Source organism: Nocardia sp. GP40, from assembly GCF_050434125.1.
GTDB lineage: Bacteria > Actinomycetota > Actinomycetes > Mycobacteriales > Mycobacteriaceae > Nocardia > Nocardia albiluteola.
Genome location: NZ_JBNPVW010000006.1, coordinates 434,031 through 448,273, shown reverse-complemented (window position 1 = coordinate 448,273; position 14,243 = coordinate 434,031). Strand labels below are relative to the sequence as shown.

Annotated in this window: 16 protein-coding genes and 1 pseudogene; 11 read left to right on the top strand and 6 right to left on the bottom strand. The window is 64.5% G+C overall.

Features of this window, described 5'->3' with window-relative positions:
• The first annotated feature begins 44 nt into the window (after positions 1-44).
• The 7 genes from ABH933_RS21165 to ABH933_RS21135 all read left to right on the top strand — a co-directional run bounded on the left by ABH933_RS21165 (position 45) and on the right by ABH933_RS21135 (position 5,265).
• Positions 45-755, top strand: a complete 711-nt coding sequence (locus ABH933_RS21165) for a hypothetical protein (protein ID WP_429425775.1) — start codon at positions 45-47, stop codon at positions 753-755.
• A 455-nt stretch (positions 756-1,210) separates the two neighbouring features.
• Positions 1,211-1,816: an ABC transporter substrate-binding protein gene (locus ABH933_RS21160; RefSeq protein WP_429425777.1), complete on the top strand. Its 606-nt coding sequence runs from the start codon at positions 1,211-1,213 to the stop codon at positions 1,814-1,816.
• A 38-nt stretch (positions 1,817-1,854) separates the two neighbouring features.
• Complete coding sequence (locus ABH933_RS21155) at positions 1,855-2,643, top strand: SDR family NAD(P)-dependent oxidoreductase (protein ID WP_429425779.1); 789 nt, start codon at positions 1,855-1,857, stop codon at positions 2,641-2,643.
• 80 nt (positions 2,644-2,723) lie between these two features.
• Positions 2,724-4,055, top strand: coding sequence for an FAD-binding protein (locus ABH933_RS21150; RefSeq protein WP_429425781.1), 1,332 nt, complete (start codon positions 2,724-2,726; stop codon positions 4,053-4,055).
• A 187-nt stretch (positions 4,056-4,242) separates the two neighbouring features.
• On the top strand, positions 4,243-4,626 hold the full coding sequence (locus tag ABH933_RS21145; RefSeq protein WP_429425783.1) for a nuclear transport factor 2 family protein: 384 nt from the start codon (positions 4,243-4,245) through the stop codon (positions 4,624-4,626).
• On the top strand, positions 4,623-4,994 hold the full coding sequence (locus tag ABH933_RS21140; RefSeq protein WP_429425784.1) for a hypothetical protein: 372 nt from the start codon (positions 4,623-4,625) through the stop codon (positions 4,992-4,994). The genes ABH933_RS21145 and ABH933_RS21140 overlap by 4 nt, the downstream gene beginning before the upstream one ends.
• A gap of 37 nt (positions 4,995-5,031) precedes the next feature.
• Positions 5,032-5,265 carry a hypothetical protein gene (locus ABH933_RS21135; protein WP_429425786.1) on the top strand — a complete coding sequence of 78 codons (234 nt, stop codon included), beginning with the start codon at positions 5,032-5,034 and terminating at the stop codon, positions 5,263-5,265.
• A gap of 134 nt (positions 5,266-5,399) precedes the next feature.
• Here ABH933_RS21135 and ABH933_RS21130 read toward each other — a convergent pair whose 3' ends face one another.
• On the bottom strand, positions 5,400-5,834 hold the full coding sequence (locus tag ABH933_RS21130) for a MarR family winged helix-turn-helix transcriptional regulator (protein ID WP_429425788.1): 435 nt from the start codon (positions 5,832-5,834) through the stop codon (positions 5,400-5,402).
• A gap of 84 nt (positions 5,835-5,918) precedes the next feature.
• Here ABH933_RS21130 and ABH933_RS21125 point away from each other — a divergent pair, with 84 nt between their 5' ends.
• Positions 5,919-6,836 (top strand): alpha/beta hydrolase, encoded by a 918-nt coding sequence (locus tag ABH933_RS21125; protein ID WP_429425789.1) that lies wholly within the window; start codon positions 5,919-5,921, stop codon positions 6,834-6,836.
• 647 nt (positions 6,837-7,483) lie between these two features.
• On the opposite strand, the gene ABH933_RS21120 is transcribed toward ABH933_RS21125, so the two are convergent.
• Complete coding sequence (locus ABH933_RS21120; RefSeq protein ID WP_429425791.1) at positions 7,484-8,263, bottom strand: SDR family NAD(P)-dependent oxidoreductase; 780 nt, start codon at positions 8,261-8,263, stop codon at positions 7,484-7,486.
• A gap of 10 nt (positions 8,264-8,273) precedes the next feature.
• On the opposite strand from ABH933_RS21120, the gene ABH933_RS21115 reads away from it, so the two are divergent.
• Complete coding sequence (locus tag ABH933_RS21115) at positions 8,274-8,462, top strand: hypothetical protein (protein ID WP_429425793.1); 189 nt, start codon at positions 8,274-8,276, stop codon at positions 8,460-8,462.
• A gap of 97 nt (positions 8,463-8,559) precedes the next feature.
• Here the strand turns inward: ABH933_RS21115 and ABH933_RS21110 are convergent, their stop codons facing one another.
• Positions 8,560-9,393 (bottom strand): 2OG-Fe(II) oxygenase, encoded by an 834-nt coding sequence (locus tag ABH933_RS21110; RefSeq protein ID WP_429425795.1) that lies wholly within the window; start codon positions 9,391-9,393, stop codon positions 8,560-8,562.
• A 368-nt stretch (positions 9,394-9,761) separates the two neighbouring features.
• On the opposite strand from ABH933_RS21110, the gene ABH933_RS21105 reads away from it, so the two are divergent.
• The gene (locus tag ABH933_RS21105) at positions 9,762-10,181 is read left to right on the top strand and encodes a hypothetical protein (protein ID WP_429425796.1); all 420 of its coding nucleotides are present in this window, start codon (positions 9,762-9,764) and stop codon (positions 10,179-10,181) included.
• Between the two features lie 332 nt (positions 10,182-10,513).
• On the opposite strand, the gene ABH933_RS21100 is transcribed toward ABH933_RS21105, so the two are convergent.
• Together ABH933_RS21100 and ABH933_RS21095 are read right to left on the bottom strand one after the other, a co-directional pair.
• The gene (locus ABH933_RS21100; RefSeq protein WP_429425798.1) at positions 10,514-11,899 is read right to left on the bottom strand and encodes a PQQ-binding-like beta-propeller repeat protein; all 1,386 of its coding nucleotides are present in this window, start codon (positions 11,897-11,899) and stop codon (positions 10,514-10,516) included.
• Positions 11,900-12,880: 981 nt separating this feature from the next.
• Positions 12,881-13,492, bottom strand: a pseudogene (locus tag ABH933_RS21095) (IS3 family transposase); the annotation flags it as partial.
• On the opposite strand from ABH933_RS21095, the gene ABH933_RS21090 reads away from it, so the two are divergent.
• Positions 13,491-13,814 carry a hypothetical protein gene (locus tag ABH933_RS21090; RefSeq protein ID WP_429426043.1) on the top strand — a complete coding sequence of 108 codons (324 nt, stop codon included), beginning with the start codon at positions 13,491-13,493 and terminating at the stop codon, positions 13,812-13,814. The pseudogene ABH933_RS21095 and the gene ABH933_RS21090 overlap by 2 nt on opposite strands.
• On the opposite strand, the gene ABH933_RS21085 is transcribed toward ABH933_RS21090, so the two are convergent.
• Entirely contained in the window at positions 13,811-14,161 is a 351-nt protein-coding gene (locus ABH933_RS21085) for a DUF5994 family protein (RefSeq protein ID WP_429425799.1), read from the bottom strand. The genes ABH933_RS21090 and ABH933_RS21085 overlap by 4 nt on opposite strands.
• Positions 14,162-14,243: the final 82 nt, after the last annotated feature.

The window sequence follows — 14,243 nt, the reverse complement described above, 5'->3', positions numbered from 1 at the left end:
CTCCCCGGCGGTGAAGCCGAGGAGTCCGATGAGAGGAAATACCGATGAGGAAAATCGCTGCTACGTGCGCGCTGGTCGCCGGAGCCGTCAGTATCGCGGGAACCGCGCAGGCCGCTCCGGCGCCGAACGCGATCCACTACAAGACGACCGCCACACCGACGGGCACCGTCATCACCACCGACGCGGGAACCCTGAACGCCGACAACGGCGTATTCACGATCAAGAGCCCCAACGGAACCGTGCTCGCCGGATCCAACCTGTCGTTCCGGGTGGACGATTTCGTCTTCCCCATCGCCGCGAAGATCAGCGGCCACACCGCGACGCTCACTCCCCACTTCGACCTCGCGCACGCCACCTACCGGCCCGTCGCCCTGCCCTATGAGGACTCGGCGCCCTGGAAGACCCCGTACGACCGCGAACAGGCTGCGTGGAATCGGATGGCCAGCACGATCACCACCGGCGCGACCGTCGGAACCATGGTGGGTGGCCTGAGCGGCGCGGCAATCGGCTGCGTGCTCGGCGGCATCGCCGGCGCCACCGTCGCCGCCGCGACCATCGTCGGCATGTTCGGCCCGTTCATCCCCGCCGCCGCGATCGGCTGCCTCGGCGGCATCGTGGCCGTCGGAGCGCTGGGCACCGTCGTCGGTCAGCTGTTGGTGACCGCACCGCTCACGATCATGGCCGCGGTGCAGTATTTCACCACCATCAACGAACCCGCACCCGCCCCGGCCCCGGCCCCGGCCCCGGCCAAGTAAACCTGCAAACGGCCCGGAGTGTTCGGGTTTCGAGTGTCTTCACGACCAGATACCGAGCGCTCTGCGGTCGGGCCGCGGGCGATGCAGCGATGCCACGTCGCGCACGCCACCACCGGGGGATGCGCCGTCGCTCGGACGACTCCCTCGAGTCGGCGCTCGAACACGGCCGCATGAAGCGAAAGAGCAAGATGCACAAGATATTCCGAACTGCCGTCGTAATGGCGGCAGTCGCGCTCGCCCTGGCAGGCTGCGGAAGTTCCGCCAAGATCTCCCAGCCGGTCTCGGGCTCCTGGGCCGACATCGTGGCGGCGGCGAACAAGAGGGTTCGGTGACGCTGTACTCCACCGAGGCTCAGGCGGTTCTCGACAACCTGAAGAAGGCGTTCGAATCCGCCTACGCCGATATCGAATTGACGGTGGTGCGTGGAATCGACTCCGAACTGCTGCCCCGGATCGGTGCGGAGCAGAAGACCCACCGCGGTATCGGAGATTTTCGGCTGGAACACCAACCTGTATCCCAAGGGCATCGACTCCGCCCAGGATCTGCTCGATCCCGCGCTGCGCGGCAAGGTCGGCATCGTCGCCCCGGCCACCTCCCCGACCTACATCGACTACTACGATTTCATCGAAAAGCATTACGGCGGACGCGATTTCCTCCAGAAGCTGGCCGCGAACAAGCCGCGCATCTACCCGAGCACCCAGCCGCTGAGCCAGGCCATGGCCTCGGGTGAGATCACCGCCGCACTGATGTGCAATCCGATGCTGCCCGAGCGCGCGGCCGGTGCCCCGGTCGGTTGGAATGCGGGCAAGTACGCGTGGGGTGCGAAGTGGTACGGACTCGCCCTGGGCACCGCGCCGCACCCGAACGCGGCCCAGGTCGTGGCCGACTTCATGGTCACCAAGGCTGGTCAACAGGCGACCTCGCCAGGCTACGGGGCCGCGCTGCCCGGCATCGACGGCGCACTGGCGGTCGCCCAGGATGTGCCCGCGCAGAATCTCGAGGTCACCGTCGGCGCCGGCGCCGAGAAGTTCCGCAACGACTGGGAGTCGATCTTCCGCTGAACGGGCCGGGCAACAGTGCGAATGGCGAGAGAGAGACGATGACCGCGGATCAGTTCGAGGGAAAGGTCGCCGTGGTGACCGGCGCGGGATCGGGGATCGGCGCGGCGACCGCGCGTCTGCTCGCCCAGCGTGGCACCGCGGCGGTGTACTTGTGCGACATCAATGCCGATGCCGCCGCACGGAATGCGGCCGCGATCGGCGTCGGTCTTCCGGTCGGGCTCGACGTCTCCGACTCGGCCCGGGTGCGGGAGATGTTCGATACGGCCGTCGCCGAGCAGGGCCGGGTGGATGTGGTCGTGCATGCGGCTGGCGTCGACGATCCCAAGAGCAAGCAGTGGATATACGAGGCCGCCGAGCGCAACGAGCCCGTGGACGTGCTGACCCGGTTGGACGATGCCGACTGGCGTCGGGTGATGGCGATCAATCTCGACGGCACCTTCTTCGTGCTGCGTGAGGCGGTCCGGGTCATGCGGGGAGCCGGTGGCGGGGCGATCGTCACCGTGGGATCTTCCTCGGCGTTCGACACCCTGATCGGATATCCGCACTATTCCGCGTCGAAGGCCGGTGTGCACGCGCTGAGTCAGGCGGTCGCGAAAGAGGTTGCACCCCTGGGAATTCGGGTCAACACCGTAGCGCCTGGCCCGGTCGACACCGGGATGGCCGCGCGCACACCGGCGCATCTGCGGGCAGCGATGAACAACGGTCCCACCCGCGGCTATGCGACCGCCGAGGAATTGGCCGACAACATCTTGTACCTCGCCTCCGTGGGGGCGGCGAACGTCGTCGGCGCGGTGCTGCTCAGCAATGGCGGGCGGTTTACCGTCTGACGCTCGACTCCGACCCACGGCCTACATCAGATGTGTCATACCGAGAGCTGCGTGGCAGCGGTTTCGTTCAGGGAGCAACAATGCAGGTAATTCGGACCGACGTACTCGTCATCGGCGCCGGCATGGCCGGGCTCACGGCAGCGGCCCGGTCACTGGACCGGGGCAGCTCGGTCGTGGTGGTCGAGAAGGCGGCGGCCGTCGGCGGGTCGGCGCGGTACGCCGGATACGCGTGGACCGCGCCGACGCATGAGGTGATGGACGAGGTGAACCCCGACGGTGACCCGGCCCTGCGCGGGGCGCTCGTGGACGGGTTCGCCGACGCGATCGCCTGGATTCGTTCAGTCGGTGTCGAATGCGCCGACGCCGTGCCGATTCTGCGTTACGGCATCGGCCACCAGTTCGACACCAACCAGTACATCGACGAATGCCGACGGCGGGTCACCGCCGACGGTGAACTGTTCACCGAGACCGAAACCCTGGCACTGCTCGGCCGCAACGGAGTCGTCACCGGCGCGCACCTGCGCCTGCCGGACGGAACCGAGCTCGAAATCGACTCCGCCACAACGATTCTCGCCACCGGCGGGTTCCAGGCCGATCCCGGACTGGCCTGCGAGCACATCCATCCGAACGCGGACGTGATGCAGCTGCGTTCGAACCCCGCCAGCTCCGGGATCGGCTTGCGACTGGCCGAAGCCGTCGGCGCCGCAACCGGTGAACCCCGGTCCGGGTTCTACGGCCACCTCGTTCCGGCCGACGTTCCGTTCCGCGACTCCGGCGATTTCGTCGCACTGTCGCTGTACTACAGCGAGCACGCCTTGCTGTTCAACCTCGACAATCGCCGATTCACCGATGAGACGATGGGCGATCACCTCACCGCGATGCGACTGCTCGACCAGCCGGAGTCTCGCGGACTACTCGTCGCCGACGAACGTGTGTATCGCGATTGGGTTCTCGGCAGCTACGTCGAGGGCGCCATCGCGGTCGACAAGTTCGACCTCGCCCAACGCCGCGGCGGCCGGTGTGGAATGGCCGAGAGCCTGGAGGACTTCGCCTACCTGCCGCCGGAGTGGGGTTACGACGGTGCGTCGATCGCGGCCGAGATCCGCGCCGCGAACGCGGCCGGCGTGGCAGTGCAACCCGCACGCCTGCACGACTCGGCACCACTGGACCGGGGACCTTATTACGTGATCGAAACCCGTCCGGCGCTGACCTTTCCGTTCCACGGGATCCGCATCGACGAGCAGGGCCGGGTGCTCGCCGCAGCCGGTGGCATCGTGGACGGATTGTATGCGGCGGGATCCGATATCGGTGGTCTCTACCACCATGCGTACACCGGCGGTATCGCGCCCGCACTGGTCTTCGGCCTGGCGGCCGCCAACACCGCGGCCACGCACCGCCAGTTTCGGTGCTGAGCAACGCACATGTTCCGCACTGGCTCGACGGGCTTGGAGCTGCGTCGGGTGCACTCGTGCATCAACTGCGGGCATGCAGGCGATGTGCTGGAACCTCGCAACGCCGGTGCCCGGCCGCGACGACGGGCTTCGGCCCAACGTCCGAGGCATCTCGACAAGCAACGATCATTTGAACTAAATTCACTTCATGACTTACGTAATCGAGAATTACTACGCGACGGTCGACAGCGGCAGGTTGCGGGAGGCGACTGCTCTGCTGGCCGAGGACGTCGAGTTCGCGATGGTCCTGCCCGCAGGCGTGAACCGCGACCGCGGCCGGGAGGCGATGTTCGCCTATCTGAGCGGCAGGCCGACGGTGGACCGCAGGCACGTGCTGCTGCGCGTCGCCGCCGAGGGCGATATGCAGTTCGCTCACGGCGCGGTTACCGAGAACGGGTCCGTGACCACCGGCTGGTTCGTCGCCGCGATGCATATCGACACCGACGGCCTTATCGACCGCTATCAGGTCTCGTTCAGCGCGGATTTCGCACTGCTGCCAGTGCAGTCCTCGGGTGCGGAGGCGCGGCGATGACGACGACGGTTCCGGTTCTCACTCGCTGGTTCACCTATATGGATTCCGACGACCCGGATCGTGTGCTCGGCATGATCGCCGAAGATTTCGCGATGTCCGTGCAGTTCTCCAAGGGCGCTGGGCAGAGCGCCGAATTCGTCGGCGATCGCGACGGCTTGGTCGCCTACCTGGCACAGCGCGAGAAGAGCACGCTGACCCACCACATCGATGTCGGTGCGGTGATCGGCGAGTACGAGCTGGTTGTCGGTCGCACCACCCGAGCCGGTGCCTTCGAAGCATCCTTCAATGCGACCGCACAGCTGAACGCTGCGGGCGCTGTTCGCCGCTTGCTCATCGCGCGGACGCCCGAGGTCGCTTTCACGCAGTGATCCGCACGCTTTCGTGTGGATAAGAAAGGGACCATTGATGAATCGTCACGTGCGCCTCGCCCGGCGCCTGCTGGCCCGTCGAAGCCTCGACGACCCCACCGATATCGCCTACTACCTGTGCTTCCACCCCGCCACCATCACCCGCGAACAGGTCGTGGCAGTCGCCGGCGCCAGGTGGGCAGTCGAGGAAGGGTCTGCTGCACGGATGGGTGACATCTTGACCTGCCCACTCCGCTGTGCCGAAGGGCGAGCGGTCTACGCGCCGAGATAAACAGCGGCACAGTCGAATACAGAACATCACAGCTGTGGGCATCACGCCGACGCAGCGTTGCCTCCGCTGTGGCTCGGATCAGCAGGCAGGCCCGACGGAACCGGCTGTCGAGCGCAGGTTGATGACTGTGCTGGTCAGCCTGCGGGCAGGCCGATCCGGTCGCGCTCGAGCGCGACACGTAACTGCGAAAAGACCTGCGCGACAACCGATAGCGAAGAGTCCGAGACACTGTTGCCGAGCAGCTCGGTCAGCTGCTGGGTGAAGGTTTGTTCCGCTGCCTCGACCAGACGCCCACCGTCATCCGTCAGCGCCAGCAATGACGACCGGCGGTCCGCCGGATTCGCTTGCCGCGCCACCCATCCTTGCTTCTCCAAACGGTCGACACCTTTGCTCATCGCCCCGACGCCCACGGCGAACTCGCTCGCGAGATCGGCCACCCGGGCCCCCGGGTGATCACGCAGGAAGCGCAGGGATTCGAACTGCGAGGTGACGATCCCATGCTGCTCGCGAAGGCGATCGGTGAGCGCGTTGTACAGCCGCGTCTCGCACCGGACGAGGTCGGAGAACAAGCTCGGCAGGTTGACGGCAGCTCCCGCCCATGTATATTCCATGGCATATAGTGTAGAGGAAGATAGTTCCCAGGAAGGTTTCATATGAGCAGCGAGCAACGCGCGAAGATCGACGCACTGCTACGTCAGCCACAGCCCGCCGGAGACCGATCGGTCGAGGAGATTCGCGCCGGATTCCGAGTGCTGATGTCCCAGATGAACGTGCCGACCGAGATACGCACCCGAACCACGACACTCGGCGCCCGGCCCGCGGTACTCGTCGAACCGGCCACACCCCCGCGCCCCGGGACGATCCTGTACTTCCACGGCGGTGGCTTCGTGTTCGGCTCGCCGCAGACGGCGATGTCACTGACCGCGAATCTGGTGACCCGCACCGGATTTCGTGCCTTCTCGGTGGACTACCGGCTGGCGCCCGAACACCCCTTCCCTGCCGCGATCGAGGACACCCTCAACGCCTACCGTGCCCTGCTCGACAGCGGCGAGGATCCCTCGGCCATCGCGTTCGCCGGCGATTCCGCCGGCGGTGGCCTGACCGTCACCACGTGTCTCGCGGCCCGCGAGGCGGGTCTGCCTCTGCCGGCCGCGATCGTGGCGTTTTCCCCGGGCCTCGACATGACTCGCACCGGCGAAAGCATGGACACCAAAGCCGGCGTCGACCCGGTGTTCACCCGCGAGAGCCTCGAACACACCGGCGCCATGTACCTCGCCGGGCAGGACCCCCGCCAGCCGCTGCTCAGCCCGGCGGTCCTCGCCGATCTCAGCGGCTTCCCGCCGATGCTCCTGCAGGCAGGCGCCAACGAAATGATCCTCGACGACTCCACCCGCCTGGCCGCCCGCGCACGCGCAGCCGACGTGGACGTCATCCTCGACATCACCGCCGGCGTACCCCACGTGTTCCAATCCTTCACCGGCGTACTCGATGAAGCCGACCAAGCCTTGGACCGCGCCGCACACTTCCTCAGCCAGCACCTCCGCAGCCGGGACACCCGCGACGCACCATAATGCCGAAGAGCGAGTGTTCCAACGTGGCTGCTGCTCCAGCGAGAACGGAGTCTGCGCTGATTTCGGCTGGGGTATGCGCTATCCCGATACCAGGACAGACCTACTGGCGCAACAGCTTACGAACTGGGCGACCGTCTCGGTGTCGACCGTCGTACCGTCAGCGCGATCCTGCATCGGCACGACGTGCCGATGCGTCGGCGCGGCTTGTCCCTCGACCAGACCGAGGAGGCGATCCGCCTCTACCGTCTCGGTTGGTCCTTGGCGCGAGTCGGGAAGCACTTTGCTGTCGATCCGGACCGAGCCGGAACAGAGCACACCTTGGGGTGCTAACTAGAACAAGAAACAGGCCCTGACCAGGCGGTATGCGACACATGGCCGAAGCCGGTCTCATGGCTGAAAGATAATAAAACCCCTGATCAACAGCACTATTCGTGCCAACTTGTGGACCTTGGGGGAGCTTACTCGAACACGAAACACCAGGTAGAAGCCCTGGAGGTGCTACGGCGGAAGCTGCCGGACCCCACCACACCCGTTCCACCGCCTGCCGATCGCCCCAGGTCCGGCCGGGAGCGTCAACTTGGCAGCGATCAGGTCCAGGAGCTCATTGCTGGGTATAGGCACAGGAGCCTCCGCCCCTGAAACGGAATTCAGCCGACTGTTGTCAGCGCGGCGGTCGCCCGCCACAAGGCCGCAGCGGTGGACTCGTTCAAGCCGGCCCTGCTCGGTTTGCGAACGGTGGGGTAGCCCTTGATGCTGGCGAACCCGTCAGGTCCGACATACGCGTTGCCGGGTACGTCCTGGGTGGCGGCGTAAAGGATGGGCAGGGCGCCGCGTTCGGGGTCATTGAGGAGGAATCGCAGCCGGTTGACGGCGTTGGCCGCGGAGTGTGCGGCCAGCGAGGTTGTCGCGATGCCGGGGTGGGCCAGCACCGACTTCACGGGACTGCCCGATGCGGTCAGCCGCCGCTGTAGTTCCAGGGAGAACAGCACCAGAGCGAGCTTGCTGTCGCAGTATGCGTCCATCGGGCGGTAATCCCGCGTCCGCCAGTCGAAGTCGTCGACGGACAGCTTCGATCGGCGGTGCAGTTCGCTCGCCACACCGACCACGCGCCCGGTCACCTGCGGCAGGAGGAGGTTGGTCAAGACGAACGGTCCAGTGTAGTTCGTCGCCGTCTGGAGGTCGAAGCCGTCGACGGTCCGCGCTGCCGGGATATCCATGACCCCGGCATTGTTCACGAGGACGTCCAGATCGCCGGTCCACTCCCGCGCGAACTGGCGCACGGACGCCAGGTCGGACACGTCCAGGTGTCGCACCTCGAAGTCTCCGGCCATGCCGGCGAGCGCACGGCGGCCTTTCTCCGTATTGCGTACCCCTGACACGACTCGGGCGCCGACGCGCCCGAACTCACGGGCGGAGATCAGCCCCATACTCGGATGTATGAAGCCGAAGCCGCAGCTGGGAATGTTCTTGCAGGCGCGGCGCGCACAGCTGCAACCGGCCGATGTCGGGCTGCCGACCTTCGACGAAGGTCGCCGCGTGCCGGGGCTGCGACGCGATGAGGTGTCACGCCTGGCCGGGGTGACATCTCAGTTACGCACTCCCTACGTGCGCCCCCTGTTGCAGTGAGCGCGCGTGGGCCGGGAGGCTGCATCGGGAACAACCACGGAAGACATCATGCAGGACGAACGCCACCCACTCGGCCGGTGTCATGGCGAGCCGCATCTCAACCAGAGTAGGGGTAGCGGCGCATCCACTTGGTCATGATCCATTTTTCGCCGGCGAGGACCGGCGCTCCGGCGTGCTTTGTGATCGGGTCGAGCTGTCCGAGGTTATTGAAGTATCGGAAGTAGACGGCATGGCCTTTGCGCGGGGAAATCGAAATGTCTGCCTCGGGAAAGACAGTTTCACCGCCGCGTTCGACGTCATTGAGATATACCACGAGTGTCGCCGTGCGCTGTCCGCCGCGAGCGGTATGAGCGGCGTGCCCGGGTTGGTCCGGCGGAAAGTAGTCGAAATGGGGACGGTACTCGCCCCCGACCCCGTACCGCAGAATTTGCAGTCCCTCACCATTTTCCAATGGCCAGTTCATCAGGGTGGAGATCCGCCGATCGAGTCGGTCGATCAATGGGTTCTCGGACAACTTGAAATATGTGCCTGCGCTGGAGCGATTCCTAATTGTCTCCGCACGCCCGGTTTCGGGGTCGACGATTGTGGACCGTTGCAATTTACCTTCGGACAGCTCGATCACCTGATCGCATTCCTCGGCGGAGAGAACATTGCCGAACAGAATCAGCTGCGGCCGCTCCACCCGCAACACGGAGTAGATCTCGTGGTCGTGCGCGTGAATAATTCGATCCGGCGAAACGGGACACCTGTCGTACTCGTAGGGCGAGGAGCCTGGGACCTCTCCCGCCAGCGCAGTGCGCACCGCCGCCGAGGCCACATCCTTGTCGAAACCGCCCCTGATCATCGATTCGACTGCCGATTCGACAGAACAACCCCGTGCGAGATTTTCCTGAAGCCAATTCCGCCACGAAACATCCATTGCCACCGTCATATTCGAAGAGTCTATGCGCTGATACCATCAGGCCGACCTTCCACTGCTGGGAATTACATTTCTGAAGCCGCCTCCACGTGATGGTGATGAGTCGAAGTTTGTGCGGGGACGATTTACCGGTGACCCCTTCGGGGGATCGTCCGAAGCGGTGCCGATCGGGTTCTGATGGACATGCTGGTCATGTCGGAACCTTTCCCCATGGGGCCATGGTTGGCGGTTGTCTTCGCGTCTCCATTGCGACGCAGCTCTCATAACGGTGCAGTCCGGATGCTGTCTTTTGGAAGAGTGAAGCATCTAGGACCGTCTTCGTTGAATACGAGGTCGGGATCGCACCGGGCTTCTGGGGCTCGCTTCGAAGGCTGGCGGAGATGCATGGCGATAAACAGGTCGATTACCTTGTCGTTGACCCAGGACTGGGTAGTGTCAATATTCCCGCTGACTGTGGGGTGTATCCGTCCTTGTCGATGGATATAACCGCGTCGGCTAACGATGTTGATGCGGCATACGGCGAGTCTGTGCCAGGTAATGAAGCGTTTTCACTGATCATTGATCTATCGAATGTTATTGCGATTGCTGGAAGCTCGGGTACATGGGGATGTTGGGGTGATCGAGATCCCGGGATCATGGCGATCCGGGCTGTGGATACTGACGCCTTTCGGGACTGGATCGAGAGTCTGGATTGTTATCATGCTTCGGCCGAGGGAATTCTGGACACTGTAGCCTTAAATATTCGCGGCGGCATTGTTCCATCTGACTTCAGGGATAGGTTTTTGTTAAATTATCGCTAACAGTTATGTTGACGGATTCGTCATCTGATGCCATCCGGTTATGCCGCAATCCCATCTGGAGATCGCGGCAAGTCTGAGCGCTCACGATAACCTTAGCGCTTGTTCCGGGCGTAGCCAGTGCGCAAATATGAGCATGTACAGCCGTGACAGGTCGCTCGGCCCAGGCTGTGCAGGTTGCGGCACGGAAACGGTTCGGATAACTACACATATGCAATAAAGCCGCAGGCCGTTGACCTGCGACTTTGCCGTTCTGTGGTCTCAACGCTAATCAATCCGAACCGCCTGACGGCCGAAGGGCCGACGCTACGAATCAAACCGGTAGGCACGCGCGATCAGGGCAGGCCGTAGGCCAGTAGGACGTTGCCCGGTGCGCCTTGGGTGATCGGGTGCAGGTAGCCGGAGTTTGTGTAGAGCATGCCGTTCGAGATGACCGCGCCGTTGCCGTTGAGCGAGCCGCCGGTGCCTGGCACCAGGTTCACGGTCGTGTGGGCGCCCAACGTGTTGAGGTCCTTGAGGATCGCGCCGGTGTCGGCCGAGAAGACTCGTAGATGGCCGTCCACACTGCCTTCATAGACCAGACCGGGCGTCGCGGATACTGCATTCGGCATGGCCTGACACTGCTGGTCGACCAGCTTGATGCCGGGCGGGCACAGGGTGGGTGGGTTCGGGGTGCTCCAGACGCGTGTGCCGTCGGCTGGGTTCAGGGCGAACAGGTTGCCCGGGCCGGCCTGGTAAGTGGCCATGTACAGGCGTTTGCCGTCGTAGGCTGCGCCCCATTGGATACCTTGCAGCGACTCGGCGCCCTGCACCGGCAGGGGGGTGGATGGAGACGACAGCTGGGATTGCCAGATGATCGCGCCGTTCGTGGCATCGAGCAGATGGTAGATGCCGCTCTTCTGACCCGCGCCGACGACTCTGCGGCCGTTGATGGTGAAAATGTTCGGCTGAGTGCCGAAGTCGTAGTCGTGACCGGGATTCGGGCAGTTCCCTCCGGCCGGTGGCGTCAAGCAGCGGACGTTCCACGTGTCGTTCGGGGTCATCTGATGGTTCCAACGGACCGCCCCGCTCCCCAGGTCCAGCGCGGCGATCGCTTCCGCTCCGTCGGGCGTGCCGGTGTAGGGATTTCCGGAGGTGTAGTACAGCGTGTTGCTCGCTGGGTCGATGGTGGGTGAGGACCAGACCGCCCCACCGCTGGGCGCCAATGCCGGCGTGCCACCGGTCGGCTGTGGCGGCGGAATCGTGTAGTGCTGCCATTTGATACCGCCGGTCGCGGCATCGAGCGCCACCATGCTGCCTCGAAACGAGCAGCACTGGTAGGTGGGGTTGGCCGCCTGACCCTCCTCCTGACTCGAGGTGCCCACGTAGACCGTGCCGTTGTACACCACCGGCGAACTGGTGATGATCGCCCATGGGTGCTGGTCGAGTTTGGCGCTCCAGCGCTTGGCGCCCGTCGCTGCGTCGAGTGCCCACAGGTTGGCCGAGTTGTCACCGAAGTAGACGATGCCGTTCACGACCGCAATCCCGTCGCGCAACCCGTACGCGGGAAGGTTCCCAAGAGTCGTGTGGGCGTCGAACGACCACTTGGACTGACCGGTCTTGGCGTCGAGAGCGTACAGCTTTCCGTCGCGCCCGCCGACGTAGAGGACACCGCCTACTACTGCGGGCTGACTGGATGCGGCGACGGCGCCCGGGAAGGCGAACGCCCACTCGAGTTTCAACGAACCGACAGTGGTAGGCGTGAGAGCGGTTTCGTTCGGGTTGTATCGCGAACCGGTCGGGTCGAACTGCCACATGGGCCAGTCTCCGACGGCCGCCGGAGACTGCGCGGAGGCGACGGATGTGAACAATAGGACAACCGCGACGAGTGGAAAACAGGCGCGAAGTAGTAGCTTTCGGAGCCTGGCTGGGAGCGCGCCGAGCATGGTTGCGATGGCCTTGCTGTTCACGGTCGTACGTCCGTTCATTAGCTGAATCCTTTTGACCCACAGCGTATTTCACCGCCGCAGGTGCATGGTGCGCCGATCCCGCCTCTACTGGCCCTGGCCGATGTTCGGGAGCAGTGCATGGATGTTGTTGCAGTGCGGCAACTTTCCCACGGATTATTGCCGTCTGAACCTGAATCTGTCCCAGTTCCGCGAAATCAGACACTCGACCGACTGGTCCCCGCCGGGCGGGCCAATTCCGCTGGTTCGCCCAGGAGGCATCGCGACGTGGATCTGTGACAACATGACAGCCGATGGCATTCCGGCGCACCACGCCGTAGCGTTGGGGCAAGTCGATGCCGAGACCGTCGACCCCGCCACCGTGCTGGCCAAACTCCGCCAGCGCGGCATCCCCACACGTGATCCTCACGGGCGGCCACGCGCATAGACCCAGCAGCATCGACACAAGCAGCCGGATGTCGCAGGTCCGTGCCCCGGCGCGGCGCGCACAGGATCTGCACGTAACCGTACCCGTCATGAACCGCGGGTTTCTGTGTCAAATCCGATCAAGTCCAGTCAACGTTGGCAGAACCCCGCAGAGTGGATCAAACCTAGAGAGCATCGTATTCGGCTGTGCTGCAATGGATTCAGGATCTAACACTGAATGGAGAATGTGTGTGGCAAGAGCTTGAGAGAACCCTGCGCAAGGCAATGGACGGATGGTCCACAGCCACACCGGAGCGCGGCCAATTGAGTCCCCCCGGTGAGTCCGGAGACTTACTGGTGTGACAGCTCGGCGGGGTGCCGGGCTGATTGTTGAGCGTAGTAGGCGGCTTCCATATCGGCGGGTGGTATGTCGCCGCAGTGCTGGTAGCGTCGCCAATGGTTGAACCAGTCCACCCATTCGGCGGTGGCCACCTCGACCTGATCGACTGTGCGCCACGGGGCGCGGGGTTTGATCAGTTCGGTCTTGAACAGGCCGTTGATCGTCTCGGCGAGGGCGTTGTCGTAGGCCGATCCGACCGCCCCGACCGAGGGCTGGATCCCGGCCTCGGCGAGGCGTTCGGTGGAGGCGATGGACATGTATTGCGATCCGTGGTCATGATGGTGGACAACATCTTTCACGTCCCAGCCTTGCCGCTCACGAGCCCAGATCGCATGCTCGATGGCATCGAGCACCAGCGCGGTCGTCATCGACGTGGCCGTGCGCCAGCCGATGATCCGCCGCGCATACGCGTCGACGACGAAGGCAACATACACCCACCCCGACCACGTCCGGACATAGGTAAAGTCCGCTACCCACAATCGATTCGGCGCCGGCGGCGCGAATCGACGCTGCACCAGATCCGCCGGCCGCGACGCGGCCGGGTCCGCGATCGTGGTGCGTTTGACCCGTCTCGCAGTCCTCGAGGACGTCCGCCAGGTTGTCCAACAGGACCTGCACATGCTCATTTCGATCGGCCGCCACAACGAGTTGGGAGACGACGCTGGCGTGGGGGACACAGACCAGTGGGATCCCCTCGCCTTCGATGTTGGTGGTGGAAGCCGACTTCGCGCTGTGGCGGTCGCCGAACCTGATGTCTACTCCGTGCGGGCACATCGAATGTGGGGACTGCTCAACGCTGTGGTGGAGCGCCTGGACCTGCCCGAGGCGCGACAGCTCGGGGCAGCCTCGGCGATCGGCCGATTCGAAACGATACAAGGTCGTTAAACGGACAGTCCCGTGCTTCGTGTTGCCTGGTGCATCAGGTGGTCGGCTCGGTCGCGGGGAGTGTCGAAGGGGATGACGAGTAGGGCCGCCTGGGGGCCGCGCGACACGGTCAGGCGCATGATGCCAGGGGGTTGGTCGGCGCTCGGGTCGTGCATGTGTACGCCGTCGTCGTGATCGATGTGGCGTTGGGTGCGGCTGATCCGGTTCCAGTCGAAGCCCACTCCGGTGATCGGGCCGAGGCGCGGGGTGAGGGCGGCGATCAGGTCGTGTCGTTCGGCGGTGAGGTTGGCTGTCCAGGGCCACCATGCGCCGTCGACATCACCGGCGCGGGTACTGTTCCCGCGCATTAGTAGTCGTGGTGTGCGGGTGGGGGCGCCGAACGGTTGCGTGTGACTTCCGGGTGGGCCGGTGCTCCTGCCCATAGCGAGG

Excerpts from the sequence above, each read along its gene's own strand:
- ABH933_RS21165 (WP_429425775.1), top strand. The coding sequence starts at position 45 with ATGAGGAAAATCGCTGCTACGTGCGCGCTGGTCGCCGGAGCCGTCAGT.
- ABH933_RS21155 (WP_429425779.1), top strand. The coding sequence starts at position 1,855 with ATGACCGCGGATCAGTTCGAGGGAAAGGTCGCCGTGGTGACCGGCGCG.
- ABH933_RS21150 (WP_429425781.1), top strand. The coding sequence starts at position 2,724 with ATGCAGGTAATTCGGACCGACGTACTCGTCATCGGCGCCGGCATGGCC.
- ABH933_RS21145 (WP_429425783.1), top strand. The coding sequence starts at position 4,243 with ATGACTTACGTAATCGAGAATTACTACGCGACGGTCGACAGCGGCAGG.
- ABH933_RS21140 (WP_429425784.1), top strand. The coding sequence starts at position 4,623 with ATGACGACGACGGTTCCGGTTCTCACTCGCTGGTTCACCTATATGGAT.
- ABH933_RS21135 (WP_429425786.1), top strand. The coding sequence starts at position 5,032 with ATGAATCGTCACGTGCGCCTCGCCCGGCGCCTGCTGGCCCGTCGAAGC.
- ABH933_RS21125 (WP_429425789.1), top strand. The coding sequence starts at position 5,919 with ATGAGCAGCGAGCAACGCGCGAAGATCGACGCACTGCTACGTCAGCCA.
- ABH933_RS21120 (WP_429425791.1), bottom strand. The coding sequence starts at position 8,263 with ATGGGGCTGATCTCCGCCCGTGAGTTCGGGCGCGTCGGCGCCCGAGTC.
- ABH933_RS21115 (WP_429425793.1), top strand. The coding sequence starts at position 8,274 with ATGAAGCCGAAGCCGCAGCTGGGAATGTTCTTGCAGGCGCGGCGCGCA.
- ABH933_RS21110 (WP_429425795.1), bottom strand. The coding sequence starts at position 9,393 with ATGACGGTGGCAATGGATGTTTCGTGGCGGAATTGGCTTCAGGAAAAT.
- ABH933_RS21105 (WP_429425796.1), top strand. The coding sequence starts at position 9,762 with ATGCATGGCGATAAACAGGTCGATTACCTTGTCGTTGACCCAGGACTG.
- ABH933_RS21085 (WP_429425799.1), bottom strand. The coding sequence starts at position 14,161 with ATGCGCGGGAACAGTACCCGCGCCGGTGATGTCGACGGCGCATGGTGG.